We start from the raw sequence: 17,741 nt of genomic DNA on the forward strand, positions 1-17,741 counted from the left end.
TTTCCCCCATTCTATTAAAGAATATTTCCATTGGATTCGATCACTTTTTTAAACCACTTGAAACTTTCTTTTGGGACACGTTTCATATCTCTCAAATCATGATTACCACGATTTACATAAACCATTCCATAGCGTTTTTCCATATTACCTTTAGAACTTGGAATATCAATTAGTCCCCATCCCAAGTAGCCCATGACATCAACTCCATCAAGATGAACGGCATCTTTCATAGCTTGAATATGATCTCTATGATATTTAATTCGATAGTCATCATTAATTGGGTTCTTTCCATCCCACGTTTCACTTACGCCAATACCATTTTCAATTGGGAAAACTGGTACGTGTGTTTCGTTATAGATCGTTGCTAAAACTGTTCTAAATCCTTCCGGATCAATTTGCCAATCCCATTCATTTGTTAATAAATATGGATTGGGCTTGTGACCTTCAATGGCGTACAGGTTAGGACACGTATTAACTGGAATTAGAGTGCTGTCAATTGTTGACGTTGAATAATAGCTAAAACTAATAAAATCACTAGTAGTCCTTGAAATGATTGCCATTTCTTTCTCATCTAAAATATCATCTAAATGATTCATCTTCATATAATGAACCACTTCATTAGAGTACTTACCTTCTGTAAATAAACGAATTAAGTTGTTATCTGCAAATTCAAGAAACTTTCGCGTTGCAGAAACATCTGTTGGTAAAGCCGTTGCAGGGTAAACTTCTTGATAGGCTAACATTCCACCAATTTGAATATTCGGATAATTATCATGAACATCATTAGCAATTGCTGCATGACAGAGAATTACGTGTTGTTGTATTTGATATAAATCTCTAATTGAGTTATTGCCTTTGTAGCCACTGATCTTAAAGGCTTCTGGAACACTATATAGATTTTGTTCGTTGAAAGTGATCCAATATTTAACACGATCCCCGAAACGTTTAAGCATTTCTTTTCCGTAGCGGATGAAAGCATCTACAACATGTTGACTGATAAAGCCGTTGTACTCTTCTGCCAAATGTAACGGCATATCAAAATGGTACAAGCAAATCATTGGTTCAATTCCGTTGGCTAATAATTCATTGATCAAATTATCATAGAATTTGATTCCTTCTTCGTTGAAATCCCCATCACCTTCAGGATTAACACGACTCCATGAAATCTGGAATCTATAACAATTCATTCCCATATCTTTCATTAACTTAATATCTTCGGGATAACGATGGTACTCGTCAATAGCTACATTCCAATCAGAGGTATCCTCTGTGGATTTACGAATATCATAAACTGACTTTCCTTTACCACCTTCGTTATAGGCGCCTTCCGTCTGCATACTTGAGGTCGAGTTACCCCATAAGAAATCCTTCTTAAATTCATTCATGTTAACATCCTCCTTTACACGGCATAGTGTACACGCTTACATTTAACTTGTAAACCCAAATTTAAAATATGAACTATCATTTATTAAATTTGAGTAAGAAGATGTATTATATAATTACAATCAATTCGCTGGGGGTAATACAATCATGTCCAAATACGAAGATGTAGCAAACGATATCATAGAAAAAATAAAATCTGGTGTTTACCCTACGGGAGAACCCTTACCGGATCAAAAAAGACTGGCAAAAGAATATTCAACAAGCCGAATGACTCTTCAAAAATCACTATCTATACTTAAATCAAAGGGATTCGTCTACAGTCAACAAGGTGCCGCAACTTATGTCAAAAGTAACGCCGATAGTATTGCCAATATGGATGTTGGAGTTGACCAATATGTAGGCACAACAAAACTGCTGGGTGATAGTCGTCAAATAGTAAGTAAAATAATTAAGTTTAAGATGCGATATCCTAACAAAGATGAACAAGAAAAACTAAAAATAGATCCTACTGATGTCATTTATGATATAAAGCGATTGCGAATCGTTGATGGTAAACCGTATGCTCTGGAATACACTACAATGCCAGTTAAATTAATACCTGGCGTGGATGAAAAAGTTTTGCATAATTCAATTTATGGATATATCCAAAACGAATTAAAATTAATTATTGGTGCCGCATTTCGTAACTTTACAGCTAATAAACCCACCTCTGAAGACATGGAATACTTAGAAATCAAAGAAGATGATCCAGTATTCAGAGTAACCCAAACTGTATTTTTGGATGATGGAACTCCTTATGAATATTCGACAACAGATCGTCCATATGACACCGGTGGATATGTTGTTTTCGTATCACACAATAGTAATTAATCTTGAGGCTTTCTTATCTTTGTCAGTATGAAATTAATTTGCCCACAAAAAAATAGTGAATCCAAGTGGTTTTTGGATTCACTATTTTTTTGTTATAACCATACTTGAGAAATAGCAAAAATATGATTACTAGAGCTTATTTAATATAACGCTCAAAAGCTAATTTTTATCTCACTCTCATTTACTATAATTTATCCAATTGACCCTTCCATCTCATAACTAATCAATCGGTTCAATTCAACCGCATATTCCATCGGCAATTTCTTAGTAAATGGTTCTACGAATCCCATAACTATCATCTCAGTAGCCTTTGCTTCCGAAATTCCACGACTCATTAGGTAATAAAGTTGCTCTTCCGAAATCTTTGATACTCTGGCTTCATGTTCCATTGAAACATTAGCATTATCGATCTCATTATAAGGAATCGTATCGGAGGATGATTGATCATCCATAATAATCGTGTCGCATTCTACATGTGCTTTCGATCCATCGGAATGTTTACCGAACCGAACAGTTCCACGATAATCTACTGACCCGCCAGTTTGAGCAATTGATTTTGAAACAATTGAACTGGAAGTATTTTTGGCATTATGGATCATTCTTGCACCCGAATCCTGATGGATACCGTTACTTGCCACGGCAATAGATAGCATGGTTCCCCTAGCATTTTCACCATTAAGATAAACGCTTGGATATTTCATTGTTACTTTTGATCCCAAATTGCCATCGACCCATTCCATTGTGGAATTTTCCTGTGCTGCCGCTCGTTTGGTTTCCAAACTATAAACATTATCTGACCAATTCTGAATCGTTGTATAGCGACAATAAGCATCTTTTTGTACATTTACTTCAACTACGGCCGCATGTAAGCTATCCGATGAATAATTTGGAGCCGTACAGCCTTCAACATAATCTACTTTGGCACCTTCATCTACAATAATTAAGGTTCTTTCAAATTGACCAGAGTTTTCAGAATTTAAACGAAAATAAGATTGAATTGGTATCTCAGTCCGTACTCCTTTAGGAACATAAATAAATGAACCACCTGACCAAACGGCTCCATTCAAGGCGGCAAACTTATTATCAGTTGGTTTGACAAGTTTACCAAACCACTTCTTAAATAGTTCAGGATATTCCTTCAAGGCCGTATCAGTATCAGTAAAAAGAATACCTAACTTAGCAAACTCATTACGCATATTATGATAAACAACTTCTGACTCATATTGCGCAGACGATCCACCCAAATACTTTCTTTCAGCTTCTGGAACGCCCAATCGATCAAAGGTCTCTTTCATCTTATCAGGTACATCATCCCAATCGCGATATTTTTTATCAGTCATTTTTTGATAGTAAAGCATATTCTCCAAATCAAGATCTGACAGATCAGGACCAAAGTTAGGCATTGGTAACTTCTTGTACATTTCATAAGACTTTAAACGATAATTTAGCATCCATTGTGGTTCTTTTTTTTCAGCCGAAATTTTACGGACAGTTTCTTCAGTTAAACCACGTCCAGTTGAATATTTAGGTTTTATATCATCATGGAAACCATATTCATAATCGGAATTATTCAAATCAATCATTTTCATCTTCTCCTAATGATTTTCTCAGAGCCCACCAACATAACGTGGCACACTTAATTCTTGCAGGGAATTTCATAACACTTGAAAGAATGGCAGCATCGCCTAGTTTAGCTAGATCAGTTTGTGAATGTTTCTTCCCTATAACCATATCTGAAAATATATGTGCCATTTCCAAACTATCTTTCACTGATTTTCCAAGTACTGCATCGGTCATCATACTAGCTGAAGATTGACTGATGGTACATCCTTCACCGGTAAAACCAATATCGGTTACTTTTCCATCATTCAATTCAATCTCCAGATTGATCACATCACCACAGCTGGGGTTTTTCAATGTGATCTTATCAGTCGCATGATCCAAAGTATGTTTGTGATGCGGATTTTTAGAATGATCCAAAATGACCTCTCGGTATAAATTATCCAATCCTGCTAAACTCATACATTAAAGAACTCCTTCGTATCATAGATTGCTTTGATCAATTGATCGGCATCAAATTGATTATTATATATATAAAAACTAGCTCGGACGGTTGCCGTTACTCCCAAATAATTCATCAGTGGTTGCGCACAATGATGTCCTGCTCTTACCGCCACTCCATCCATGTCTAGGGCGGTTGCTACATCATGCGGATGGATACCATTCAAATTAAATGATATAACGGCGTTATGATTTTTAGTATCTTGCGGACCATAGACTGTAAGTCCTTCAATTTTTAACAATTTGGGCAAAATATACTTAACTAGTTCATTCTCATACTTAGAAATGTTTTTCATTCCAATATCATTTAAATAATCAATTGCTTTTGACAGGCCAATAACTCCAGCAACATTCTGTGTTCCAGCCTCAAACTTAAAAGGAACATCCGCCCATGTACTATGATATTTCTTAACCGAATCAATCATTTCCCCACCATATTGATTCGGTGACATACTCTTTAATAAATCATATTTTCCATACAAAACACCAATTCCCATTGGTCCCATCATTTTATGCCCAGAAAAAGCGTAAAAATCAACATTCAAATCTTGCAGATCAACAGGGATATTTGCTACTGCTTGAGCTCCATCAGCAATGATAACGGCGTTATGACTATGTGCAATAATTGCTAACTTTTTGACATCATTAGTGACACCCAGAACATTACTGACATGTGTTATCGAAACTAATTTAGTTCTATCAGTAATTTTTCTTCTAGCATCTTCCATATCTAATTGGCCATCTTTAGTCAATCCAATATATTTCAAAACAGCATTTTTTCTAAGCGCCAACTGTTGCCAAGGAATCAAATTACTATGATGCTCCATATAAGAAATAACAATTTCATCCCCAGCTTGAATATTTTCCTCGCCGTAGGTACTGGCAATCAAATTTAAACTATCAGTTGTTCCTTTAGTGAAGATTATTTCACGTGAATCTTTAGCATTAAGAAACACCTGAACTTTTTTACGAGCTATTTCGAATTCTTCAGTCGCTCTTTCGCCCAAAGTGTGAACACTTCTTCTTGTATTAGCATTATCATTTTGATAATAACGGACTAATTCATTAATAACTTGATTTGGCTTTTGACTTGTAGCGGCGTTATCTAAATAAACAAGTGGCTCATTATTTATTCTTTGATTTAAAATCGGAAAATCATTACGAATTTTCTGAAAGCTTTTGTCCATCAGCCAACTTCCTTTCAATCGTTTGAATCAACTGTTCACGAATTTTTTTAGACGGAATTGACGTTAATACATCACCTAAAAAACCTCTAATAACCAATCTTTGAGCTGTCTTTTTATCAATACCTCGACTCATTAAATAATAAAGTTGTTTTTGATCAACTTGACCAACACTGGCTGCATGGCCTGCTAAAACATCGTTTTCATCAATTAAAAGAATTGGATTAGCATCCCCATGTGCATGATTAGACATCATTAAGACTCTATTCTGCTGTTCAGCATTAGCACCTGAAGCACCATGAATAATATGACCGATTCCATTAAAAATTAATTTAGATCGATCCATAATTACACCACGTTGATTTATATTACCGATCGAATGCTTTCCATAGTTGGTTACTCGGGTATTTACGCCCTCCTGCTGTTTTCCAGTTGTAATATCAACTACTTTAATCTCCGAATGAGAACCTTCACCATACAAATCAGTATCGAAATCAGCTACTGTGTTGCCTGAGTTCATTAAGCCAATCGACCAATCAACATATGCATTCTGATCTACAAAAGCACGACGACTTAAATATGAGGTTACATTTGAACCTAGTTCATCAACTGCAGCATATTTAACAATACTATTAGCTTTGGCTACTATCTCAACAATACAGTTAGCACTAGACTGTTGCTCAACTTCCGTTGTTGATTTTTGGATAAAAGAAACTTGTGTATTCTCCTCTGCAACAATCAAGATATGAGAATTAAAAATATTAGAATCTTGTTGAAGATTTATTTCAATTGGCTTATCAACAACAGTATTTTTAGGAATAAATAAGAATAACCCTTGGTTTAAAAAAGCTGTGTGATAAGCTGTCAATTTGTTCTCATTTGATTTAATAACTTTATTCATATAATATTTCTGCATTAACTCTGGATATCTTCTGGCGGCCTCAAAAATATCCAATAGAACATAATTTTCAGAATGATCATGATCCATAATACTTATTTTGGTTGTTTCAGGTGTCATCGACCAAGTATGATAATCAAATCGTTGCATCTTTGGTAATTCAAGTTCAGACATAATTTTTAAGGCTCTGATACGCTTTTCAATAAACCACCTTGGTTCATTATTTTCGGTAGCGATTTGCACTAATTTATCTGGTGTCATTTCACTCCTCCTAATCTTCATCAACCAAATTAATATCTAATCCTAATTCATCACGTAAACCAGCATATCCCTCGTTCTCCAGCTTAACAGCCAGATCAGCTGCTCCGGTTTTAACGATTCTACCACCCATCATAACGTGAACCACATCAGGCTTAATATAATTCAATAGGCGTTGATAGTGGGTGATTATCAAGGCACCAAAATCACTGCCTCGCATTGAATTCACTCCTTTAGAAACAACTTTCAAAGCATCAATGTCTAATCCTGAATCAATTTCATCCAGTAGAGCAAAATTTGGCTTAATCATTAATAATTGAAGGATTTCATTTCTTTTCTTTTCGCCACCTGAAAAACCTTCATTTAAATACCTTTCTGTCATAGACTGACTCATATCTAAGATTTCTAAATTTTTATCCAATTCTTTTAAAAAGTCCATTACTGAAATCTGATTATCTTCAGATCGACGAGCATTTATGGCTGACCTTAGAAATTCTGCATTAGTAACTCCAGGGATTTCAGCTGGATACTGCATTGCCAAAAACAATCCTTTACGCGCTCTTTGATCCACTGGCATATCCAAAATGCTTTCGTCATTCAATAAAATATCGCCTTGCGTAACATGATAATTCTTTTGACCCATGATGGTCTGAGATAAAGTTGATTTACCTGTTCCATTAGGACCCATAATGGCGTGAATTTCACCTGTCTTCATTACCAAATTAACACCTTTTAAGATTTCTCTTTTTGTTTTACGTTCTTCATCCTCAATTTCAACGTGGAGATTTTTTATCTCAAGTGTGGCCATAATTACCCTCCAAAATATAATAGATAAAAACATTATAGTATAATTATCAATTTCTTATTATTAAGCTTTGCTTACTGTTATAATTTTTTCTATATTAGTAGTATCATATTATTAATAAAGTTTTGCTTAGGAAACAAAGCTAATCAATGAGGAGATTTCAAATATGTTTAAAAAGGGAAATAACATATTTAGTCTACTAGTCATAATCCTGTCTATTTTTATGACCAGTTTTACAAATATCGTTAATGCAGATGCCACCAGTGGTAAAGACTGGGGCAATCAACTAATTACCAAAGTTCAATTACAAGATGCTAATGGTACACCACAAGATTCATTTGGATTGGAAGATACTATCCAAGCCTATTGGGAATTCACTACACCGTCTGGTGGAGTCAATGACGGAGATACAATGACTGTAACAGTACCTAAACAACTTACTATTACCGGTGATATAACAACTCCACAGCCAGTTACCGAAACAGCTGGAGGCAAAGAGGTTGGAACGGCTACTTTAAATAAAGCAACACGTCAAGTAACGATCACTTTCAATTCCTATGCTGCCGAGAAGTCAAAAAACACCCCTGTTACTGGATCCTTTTTCGTTCGTACTAGTTGGGACAAGACACAAGTAACTACGGGAGACAAAGTACCCCTGGATTGGAATGTCACTGGAGCAGCAGAAACTAACACCGACTCCACTACTAATTCTGAGGTTAGTACCGGTAGTGTTCCTGACCCCAATGAAACACTTTACAAGTATGGTAGCTACATGGGGTCTGGTGACGAGATTCAATGGACTGTCAGAGTTAACTATAAAGGTGAAGAAATTAAAGATGCTGTTTATAAAGACACGATTGGAGAAAATCAGACATTATTAAACGATGCCGATCATCCAATTTCCATCAATTCAGCAACCGCCGATCACACAACCGGTAAAATCACTAATGATACTACTAATAAATTTGCCGATACAAAAGCTGATACTAGTGATTCCGGGTTTACAATTAACTTAGGTGATATAAATCAACCAGTTATTATCGTTTACTATACTAAAATTACTAATTTAGATAATAAATCAAGTTCATACTCTAATACTGGAGACTTACTTTCCAATAAAGATGAGCTCCAAAATATTACCATCAATCAACCCAATACTACTTTTGGTAGTGATGCTCACACTAGCGCCGAAAAAACTTCTGTTATGGGACATAAACTTTGGAGTGTTCCATCAGAGACCGTCCTTCCTGATTCTGTAAAAATTGATTTATTACAAAACGGAACTAAATACGGTGATTCTCAGACAATCACTAAAGACAGTAATTGGTCATATGTTTTCAATAATCTACCAAAATATGATGATAATGGAACTGAGTATAAATATACCGTTCAAGAGGAACCTATTGCGGGCTTTACAGCAACATATGATTCGACAAATTACGATATAACCAATATAATCACGCCCGATAAAACTCAGTTTAAAGTTACTAAAATCTGGCATGACGGCAAAAATCAAGATGATCATGATCCAATTGAAGTCGGAATTTTCGATGGAGAGAGTAAGCGCCCTGATGGTTATCCTAAAAATGTAGAACTGTCAAAAGAAAATGGTTGGTCATATACATTTACCAACTTAGATTCAAATACCATTTGGTATGTTTCTGAAGAGAACATTCCTAGTGGATATATCTCAACCGACAGCTACAATAACGGTAATACTTACGACAAGACTGTAACTAACACTCTTGCTACCAGTTTGAAAGTTACCAAAGCTTGGGATGACAATGACTCAGCTAGTCGTCCAAAAAGTATCCAAGTGCAACTATATGCTAACGATGACAATCAAGGTGAAAAAGCCTTAGGCGACCCTGTTACGTTAAATAGTGATAATAGTTGGTCATATACATTTGGGAAAAATGATTCAACTAATACAACCGATCCGACAAATCAACTTCCAAAATATGATAGTAGTAATAAGGAAATAACTTATACAGCTAAAGAAGTTGCTACTCCAAAGGGATATACAGCAACCAACACATACAATACTGATCATACTGAAGAAACTATTACTAATAAGGCCGACTCATCAACTAGTCCTAGTGACAATAAACGTAGTTTTACTGTAAATAAGATCTGGTCTGACAACAATGATGAATCAAGTCGTCCTAATTCAATCACAGTTCAATTAACTGCCAACGGCACTAATCAAGGTGATCCTATCACTTTAAAACCTGATACTGATGGCAATTGGACATATACGTGGAATGACTTGGATAAAACTGATTCCGATGGTAAAACTATTAATTACTCAGTTACCGAAGAAAAAGTTTCTGGTTATGATTCTAATATAGATGTAACTGATGCAGGTGCAACTATTACTAATACAAAAACAGCAACTACTCCTACTGATGATAAGACTGACTTTAAGGTTACAAAGTCCTGGAATGATAATAATTCTTCCAAACGTCCAAGTAGCATTCAAGTTCAGCTTTTAGCCAACGGTAAAAATTCCGGTGATTCAGTTACTTTAGATAAAAGTAACAACTGGACTTATGATTGGAAGCAACTCGATAAAAAAGCTAATAATAAAGATATTAATTACACTGTTTCAGAAATAACCGTTCCAAATGGTTACTCATCATCAACTACATATAACGATGATAAAACGGTAGCCACAATTACTAATACTTTAAATAGTAATCCAACGCCTAGTGATAACAAAACACATCTAACTGTTTCAAAGAAATGGTCTGATAATGACAATCAAGACGGACTGCGTCCAGACAGTGTTAAAATTCAACTGCTAGTCAATGGTAAGACGGGGCAAACAGTTGAATTAAATGCTAAGAATAATTGGCAATACGATTTTTCAAACTTAGATACTGATAACACTTATTCAATTAAAGAAATTTCTGTTCCTGGTTACACTTCAAATATTGATACATTAGACTCTACCCATGTTCAGATAATTAATACGCATACGCCAAATACAAATATTCATACTAACAAATCTCAATTATCCGTAAAAAAGGTTTGGGATGATAATAATAATCAAGATAATATTCGGCCAGCTAACGTTACAGTTCATCTTCTAAAAAATGGTCTAATTACCGGTGATCCAATTATTTTAAACGCTGATAATAATTGGTCATATATTTGGAAGAATCTTTCAGAAGATGACCAATACACTATTCAAGAAGATTCTATCTCAGGTTATGTGAGTTCCCAAGTTAAATCAGGCAATCAAGTAACTATTACCAATACTCATACACCTACCACCACATCAACTGATGAGAATACAAATCCTCTAATTCCAGAAACTCCAAGTACACCGGATAATTCAGAAAGCTTTACTCCCCAAAATCCAATGGTACCTAATGTTCCCTACACACATTCATCAAATAATAATGGTTCACTGTTACCTCAAACCGGATCAAAAGAGTCTAATATTATATACTCAATTAGTGGTTTGTTAATATTATTGATTTTAGTTTTGACATTTAAGAAAAAAAGAATTTAACATAAAAAGCTAACGACAAATTATTTATTGTCGTTAGCTTCTTTATTTTCTTCATATTTCTTCCTTAAAGCTGCAATACGTAGTTCAACCACTTCATTATGATTAATTTTAGCAAAGGCTGACGATTCAGTTAGTAGATTCTTAATAACCTGATCTGATTCACCCTTGCCAATTGCAATTCTAGCTGCTAAAAGCTTCAAGCGTGGCAAATAATAAGTTATATGCTGCTCTGAACACATTTGAACACCACGTTTAACTAACTCTGATCCAACATCAAAATCTCCAACTTTAATATAAAACTCGGCAGTAAAGAAAAAGATCGTCAAGATTCTCAAATAGACATTGATCTCACTGCGAGAGTTTTCCTCATTATATTTACGAATATAGTCTAAAGTCTTAGAGAAATAAAAATTGGCCTCTTTAATCTGGCTTATACGAGAATAGAGAATTCCCAGACTGATATAAGCCAATTGTGAGTAAATAGTCTGATGAGTCTCATCTAAATCATCCAATATTTGTGAACAATAATAAAACAACTCTTCATTATGACCATTGGTAAGTGCTGTAAACAATGCCTTTTGGTAATAGAATTGCATCTCTAAATTATTATTATTAATTTCATTCACATTGATCTTGGCTAAACTGCTTGAAACCTCTAAATAGCCTTCCATCATCAATTCGCTTTCAATCCGATCTAAAACACCACTCATATGTGTTGTTGAAGTTTCTGAGTTTTTATAAAGATCATCGACCGATAATCCCAATCTTTCGCACAATTTATTTAAAATACTTAGCGATGGCACACGACCATTATTTTCAAATTTGCTTAACGTTGATTGTGTACATATATCCTTACACAATTTTGTTTGGGATATCTTCAACGTTTTTCGGCGCTCAATAAAGATATTAATATCCATATATTTCTTCCTTATACATTTGAACCCACAATTAAATCCAAAAGTCTTTTATCAATACTATTTATTATCTAATTTATATTTGTATTTGTAAATATTTATAACACAATTTATATTGGACCGAATTATGGTGTTTTTTATCAAAGATATTAAGTTTTTTGAGTATAATATCAAGTTTTCATAAAAAAATGAAAAAAAGATATGACAATTTCACAAGAGTGAGTTATTATGTATACCATATTAAAAATACAGGTGTTCATTATAAATGAACATTAAGGGTGGGATTTATATGGCTAAAGAAAATTTAAGCCGAAGTTTATCTTCAAGACAAATGCAAATGATCGCTTTAGGTGGAACCATCGGAGTCGGTCTATTTATGGGTTCAGCATCCACCATTAAGTGGACCGGACCCTCAGTCTTACTGGCTTATGCTTTAGCAGGATTAATCCTATACATGGTTATGAGGGCTCTTGGCGAGATGCTTTATGTTGATCCTTCGACTGGATCATTTGCCAAGTATGCGACTGAATATCTACATCCTGTTGTCGGATATTTAACTGCTTGGAGTAACGTTTTTCAATATCTAGTTGTTGGTATCAGTGAGGTTATCGCTGTAGGAACATATCTTGAATTCTGGTTCCCAACAATGCCGAAATGGATTGCTGGAGTAGTAGTCGTTGTAACATTATGCTTAGCCAACTTAACTTCCGTTAAGGCTTACGGTGAATTGGAATTCTGGTTTGCTTTGATTAAAGTATTAACAATTATTATGATGATAATTTTAGGTTTCTTTGTAATTGTCTTTGGTGTCGGTAATCACGGTCATCCCGTTGGTATCAGTAATCTCTGGACAAATGGTGGTTTCTTCACTGGTGGTGTAAAAGGATTTATTTTTGCGTTATCAATTGTTGTCGCTTCATATCAAGGAATTGAGGTTATCGGTATCACAGCCGGTGAAGCAGAAAACCCTCAAGAAAATATTGTTAGAGCCATTCGTTCAATCGTTGGTAGGATCTTAATTTTCTATATTGGTGCAATTTTCGTTATCGTTGCTATCTATCCTTGGGATAAATTGGGAACAATTGGCTCGCCATTCGTTGAAACCTTTTCAAAGGTCGGTATTACATTTGCTGCCGAAATTATTAACTTTGTTATGCTAACGGCTGCTATGTCAGGTTGTAATTCGGGTATTTTCAGTTCTAGCAGAATGCTTTATACCCTTGGACTTGAAAATCATCTCCCTAAATCATTCGTTAAACTATCCAAACACAATGTTCCTTTTATCCCCGTATTGGCTATCTCAATTGGTATTCTATTAGGATTAATTCTAAATTATTCTTTACCTCTATTACTACATACATCAAGCAATATTTTTGTTATTGTTTATAGTTCTAGTGTCTTGCCTGGAATGGTACCTTGGTTTGTGATTCTTTTGAGTGAATTGAAATTTAGAAAAATTAATAAAGATAAAATGGTTGATCATCCTTTCAAAATGCCATTTTATCCAATCAGTAATTACCTAGCCATTGCATCATTATTAGTCATTTTGGTATTCATGTTTCTAAATCCTGAAACTACCGTTTCTTTACTAGTCGGAGTTGTCTTCTTGGTAATTATGACTTTGATTTATTTCCTAAAGGAACGTAATAAGGTTACCGTCGTTGATGGTAAGATTCAATCAACTTTAAATAAAAATGAACCTGAAGAATTAGATTAAATTGCTTACAAAAAAAGAAGATCCGGCGACTAAAAATAGTCACTAGATCTTTTTTATTTTATTATTCATAACCTTCTATTTAAAAACTGCTAAACCACCAGCTGGATTATTCCAATCAGGTTCTTGAGCTGTTACAACTAATTTTTCGTTTGTAAAAGCTGTAAGTCCTAGTTGACTCATTTCACGACCATAACCTGATCCTTTAACACCACCAAATGGTAATTCTGGTAATGAAACAAGGAAGGAGTTAACAAAAACCATTCCAGTTTCAATTTTTTCAGCTACTGCTCTACCATGTTGAGGATCAGCTGAAACAACAATTCCACCTAATCCCAATTCTGAATCATTGGCTAAATCAATGGCTTCTTGATCAGAACTTACTTTAAATACTTGCGCAACTGGTCCAAACATTTCATCATAAAATTCTGGATTATCCTTTGAAATATCAGTTAAGATAGTTGGTTGAAGGAATTGTCCTGGCAAATCAATTGCTTGATCACCGTAATAAATTTTAGCACCACCAGCAACTGCTTTATCAATTTGTCCTTGTAATTTATTCTTAGCACGTTCAGAGTTCATAGGTGCGATAGTTGTCTTAGGGTCCATTGGATCTCCAGGAACTAATTTCTCAAAGTTTGCCTTTAACTTCTTCAAAAATTCATCATACAAATTATCAGCAACAATAAAACGTTTAGCCGATGTACATACTTGACCAGCGTTATATATTCTAACTCTCCAGGCCAAATCAACTGCTTTGTCGATATCTGAGTCAGATAAAACAACAAATGCATCTGATCCACCTAATTCCATTGAATTCTTTTTGAGATTTTCTCCAGCAGTCTTAGCAACTGATTGTCCACCACGTTTTGATCCCGTCAAAGCAACCCCTTGAACACGAGGGTCTGCAATGATCTCAGAAACTTGATCATAACTAGCAAATAGATTTGTTAAACTACCAGCTGGAGCACCTGCTTCTTGAACAATTTTTTCAAAAGCAGCAGCAGAACCAGGTGTATTTGAAGCATGCTTCAAGATCATTGGATTACCTACCATAAAGTTAGGAGCAAATACACGCATAATTTGATAGTAAGGGAAATTCCATGGTTCCACCATCATCAAAACACCAGTTGCTTGATGCAAAATCTCGGCATCTCCAGTATTACGGCTACTAATAGGCGTTGGTTTTAAATCTTCTGCTCCATTATCAGCGTAATAATCAGCAATCATCGCACACAATTCAACTTCACCTTTTGATTCGGATAAAAGCTTACCCATATCAATAGTAGCAACTTTAGCTAATTCATCCTCGTTCTTTCTCAATAATTCTGCAATTTTATGTAATGTGGCAGCACGGCTTGATACCGGCTTGTCACGCCATTTTTTATAAAGATCATATCCAGTACTTAAAGCTGTTTCAATTTCTTCAGATGTTGCATCTGGGTATTCCTTGATAAGTTCATTTGTATAAGGGTTAATTGTTTTATAGGCCATATTAAATTCCTCCAAAAATCATAAAACATATTCCAGATCATTTTAATTACAAAGTTCATTGTAGGACAATAATTTTATAATTCAAGCATTTGAACTCATCCAATTTTAAAATTGGACCGTACCCATTATGAAAAAATAATCTCATTTTTCAAAGCTTTTCAAAAAGAGTAACATAATCACTATATATTTAATGAAGGGTGTTTTATCTATGAGCGTTTTCTTTTCCAGTATTCAAGGAATTTTAATCATTATTGGTTTAATCGCCGTTGGCTATGGATTAAGTTATTTAGGTTGGTTTTCTGAAAATTCAACACGATTAATTGCCAAATTAGTTACACAAGTAGCATTGCCAACTTATATGATTTCAACGATCACTAAGGACTTTACAGCTGAGAAATTAATCAAATTATTACCTGACTTAGGCATCCCTGTACTTTCGATGACTATCTTGATTTTTATTGCCATTCTTTTAATTAAAATCTTAAAAATCGACCCTAAACATAAAGGCCTATTTGCATCTATGTTCTTCAATTCAAATACTGTTTTTGTTGGGCTTCCTGTTAACATGGCACTTTTTGGCGAAAAAAGTCTTCCCTATGTATTAGTTTATTACATGGCTAATACTACTTTCTTTTGGACACTTGGCACTTACCTTATTCAAATGGACGGGGAAATTAAAGGACGTTTCAAACTTAAAACTACTCTTAAAAAGGTCTTCTCTCCACCATTAATGGGGTTCATCATCGGTTTAATTTTGGTAATGTTACATATTCAACTACCTAAATTTCTCATGTCAGATTTTCAATATTTAGGTAACCTTACCATCCCGTTATCAATGATTTTCATTGGTATTTCTATTTACAACGCTGGTCTGAAAAACATTTCCTTTAAAAAAGATAATTTAGCTATCCTTTTCGGGCGTTTCCTCTGTGCCCCATTATTAATGGCCGGACTATTCTTGTTCATTCCAGCTACTCCATTAATAAGACAAGTATTCATTGTTCAAGCTGCTATGCCCGTTATGACAAACGCCCCTGTTGTGGCCAAACTTTATCACGCTGATTCTGATTATGCGGCTATTATGGTTACGGAAACTACTTTAATGAGTTTGATTGTTGTACCTATCATCATGATGTTAATCAAATAATTTCTAACCCTTCAGATATATTTCTGAAGAGTTTTTTTTGACTAAAACCACTATAATAATAGTAAATATTACCTAGAGGTGTTACTTATGCCATCATTGTTTAGAAAAAAAGACATTGTTCACGATTTATTGAACAAAAAGACTAGTCTCCCTAGAACTCTGAACGCTAAAGATTTAATTATTATGGGTGTCGGTGTTATTGTCGGTTCCGGTATTTTTATAACACCTGGAATCATTGCTGCCAATTATGCCGGTCCAGGTGTTATATTGACCTATTTGTTAGCTGCTCTAGTTTGTATTGGTGCAGCTTTTTGTTATTCAGAATTTTCTTCAACTATTCCATTAGCTGGTAGTGCTTATACTTATTCTTATTCTGTATATGGAGAAATAATTGCTTGGATCGTTGGTTGGTCATTAATCTCCGAATATCTTTTTGCGGCCTCCTCTACTGCCGTTAGTTGGTCAGCCTATTTCAGAAATCTATTAGCGGGTTTTGGTATTAATTTACCAAAAGCTTTGCAATCGGCTCCAGGTACAGCTGGTAATTCTGGTGGTAGATTCGATATTATCGCCTTTATCATCGTCTTAATTGCTACTACCTTATTGTTACAGGGTTTGAATGAATCAATGAAGGTCAATACCATTATGGTTTATGTCAAAATCTTTGTTATTTTACTATTTGTAGCCGTAACAGTTTTTTATGTTAAGCCTAAAAATTATAATCCATTCTTACCATTTGGAGTTGGTGGAATCGGTAGAGGTGCAGCCGTTGCATTCTATGCTTTCTTAGGATTTGATGTTGTTTCATCGGCCAGTGAAGAAGTTAAAAATCCCAAGCGGAATATGCCTATTGGGATCATTGCCTCACTCTTAATTGTAGCGATTCTTTATAGTCTAGTTTCATTAGTCTTAGTTGGAGCTGTTAATTACAAACGATTAAATGTTGCGGACCCAGTTTCTCATGCTTTGAATCTTCTAAACCTTAACTGGATCTCTGGAATAGTTTCTTTAGGTGCCATTATGGGTATGACTACCGTTTTGTTAGTAGTTATTTATGGAGGAACCCGCCTCATTTTTTCACTCAGTCGTGATGGATTATTGCCAAAGCAATTTAAGAACCTTAGCAAACAAGGCATTCCCATCAGTAGTACGATTCTAGTCGGTTTGATTGCCGCAACCGTTGCTGCAGTCGTACCAATTGAAAAGATTACTGAACTGGTTAACATCGGTACTCTACTGGCTTTTGCTGTTACTTCAATCGGAGTTATTTTCCTAAGACACAGTAAAAATACTCGTGATTTAACTCCAGCCTTTCGGGTACCATTTTATCCATTCTTTCCATTAGTTTCCTTTGTAGCATGTGTTTATCTGATGACTCAGCTACAATCATTCACTTGGAAAATGTACGTTGGTTGGACCGTAATCGGATTAATTATTTACTTCGGTTACGGTGTCCATCATAGTAATGAAAAATAATTTTGAATCTCCAAAAG

General features: G+C 34.9%; 13 protein-coding genes. 5 read left to right on the forward strand and 8 right to left on the reverse strand.

Annotation, left to right across the window (positions count from 1 at the left end):
* Positions 1-14: 14 nt before the first annotated feature.
* Positions 15-1,385 carry a glycoside hydrolase family 1 protein gene (locus CBP76_RS00670; RefSeq protein WP_102195002.1) on the reverse strand — a complete coding sequence of 457 codons (1,371 nt, stop codon included), beginning with the start codon at positions 1,383-1,385 and terminating at the stop codon, positions 15-17.
* Positions 1,386-1,530: 145 nt separating this feature from the next.
* Between CBP76_RS00670 and CBP76_RS00675 the strand changes: the two genes are divergently transcribed.
* Positions 1,531-2,253: a GntR family transcriptional regulator gene (locus CBP76_RS00675; RefSeq protein ID WP_102195003.1), complete on the forward strand. Its 723-nt coding sequence runs from the start codon at positions 1,531-1,533 to the stop codon at positions 2,251-2,253.
* Positions 2,254-2,444: 191 nt separating this feature from the next.
* On the opposite strand, the gene sufB is transcribed toward CBP76_RS00675, so the two are convergent.
* Genes sufB through sufC form a run of 5 tightly spaced genes read right to left on the reverse strand, consistent with a single transcriptional unit; the run spans position 2,445 to position 7,462 of the window.
* Entirely contained in the window at positions 2,445-3,836 is a 1,392-nt protein-coding gene (sufB, locus tag CBP76_RS00680; protein WP_174683311.1) for a Fe-S cluster assembly protein SufB, read from the reverse strand.
* Positions 3,829-4,275 (reverse strand): Fe-S cluster assembly sulfur transfer protein SufU, encoded by a 447-nt coding sequence (gene sufU, locus CBP76_RS00685; RefSeq protein ID WP_102195005.1) that lies wholly within the window; start codon positions 4,273-4,275, stop codon positions 3,829-3,831. Before sufU ends, sufB begins: the two co-directional genes overlap by 8 nt.
* Positions 4,272-5,501, reverse strand: a complete 1,230-nt coding sequence (locus tag CBP76_RS00690; RefSeq protein WP_102195006.1) for a cysteine desulfurase — start codon at positions 5,499-5,501, stop codon at positions 4,272-4,274. Before CBP76_RS00690 ends, sufU begins: the two co-directional genes overlap by 4 nt.
* Positions 5,473-6,657, reverse strand: a complete 1,185-nt coding sequence (sufD, locus tag CBP76_RS00695) for a Fe-S cluster assembly protein SufD (RefSeq protein ID WP_245865518.1) — start codon at positions 6,655-6,657, stop codon at positions 5,473-5,475. The genes CBP76_RS00690 and sufD overlap by 29 nt, the downstream gene beginning before the upstream one ends.
* A 10-nt stretch (positions 6,658-6,667) precedes the next feature.
* Entirely contained in the window at positions 6,668-7,462 is a 795-nt protein-coding gene (gene sufC, locus CBP76_RS00700) for a Fe-S cluster assembly ATPase SufC (protein WP_102195008.1), read from the reverse strand.
* A gap of 163 nt (positions 7,463-7,625) precedes the next feature.
* Between sufC and CBP76_RS00705 the strand changes: the two genes are divergently transcribed.
* Positions 7,626-10,979 (forward strand): Cna B-type domain-containing protein, encoded by a 3,354-nt coding sequence (locus CBP76_RS00705; protein WP_102195009.1) that lies wholly within the window; start codon positions 7,626-7,628, stop codon positions 10,977-10,979.
* A 20-nt stretch (positions 10,980-10,999) separates the two neighbouring features.
* On the opposite strand, the gene CBP76_RS00710 is transcribed toward CBP76_RS00705, so the two are convergent.
* Complete coding sequence (locus CBP76_RS00710) at positions 11,000-11,896, reverse strand: helix-turn-helix domain-containing protein (protein WP_102195010.1); 897 nt, start codon at positions 11,894-11,896, stop codon at positions 11,000-11,002.
* A 286-nt stretch (positions 11,897-12,182) separates the two neighbouring features.
* Here CBP76_RS00710 and CBP76_RS00715 point away from each other — a divergent pair, with 286 nt between their 5' ends.
* Positions 12,183-13,610: an amino acid permease gene (locus CBP76_RS00715; RefSeq protein WP_245865521.1), complete on the forward strand. Its 1,428-nt coding sequence runs from the start codon at positions 12,183-12,185 to the stop codon at positions 13,608-13,610.
* Between the two features lie 75 nt (positions 13,611-13,685).
* Here the strand turns inward: CBP76_RS00715 and CBP76_RS00720 are convergent, their stop codons facing one another.
* Positions 13,686-15,101: an NAD-dependent succinate-semialdehyde dehydrogenase gene (locus CBP76_RS00720; RefSeq protein ID WP_102195011.1), complete on the reverse strand. Its 1,416-nt coding sequence runs from the start codon at positions 15,099-15,101 to the stop codon at positions 13,686-13,688.
* Positions 15,102-15,309: 208 nt separating this feature from the next.
* Between CBP76_RS00720 and CBP76_RS00725 the strand changes: the two genes are divergently transcribed.
* Both CBP76_RS00725 and CBP76_RS00730 read left to right on the forward strand, forming a co-directional pair.
* Complete coding sequence (locus CBP76_RS00725; RefSeq protein ID WP_102195012.1) at positions 15,310-16,248, forward strand: AEC family transporter; 939 nt, start codon at positions 15,310-15,312, stop codon at positions 16,246-16,248.
* Positions 16,249-16,335: 87 nt separating this feature from the next.
* Positions 16,336-17,724, forward strand: a complete 1,389-nt coding sequence (locus CBP76_RS00730; RefSeq protein WP_102195013.1) for an amino acid permease — start codon at positions 16,336-16,338, stop codon at positions 17,722-17,724.
* The last annotated feature ends 17 nt before the right edge of the window (positions 17,725-17,741 follow it).

This window comes from Companilactobacillus nuruki (assembly GCF_002872255.1).
In the GTDB taxonomy this organism is placed as follows: domain Bacteria; phylum Bacillota; class Bacilli; order Lactobacillales; family Lactobacillaceae; genus Companilactobacillus; species Companilactobacillus nuruki.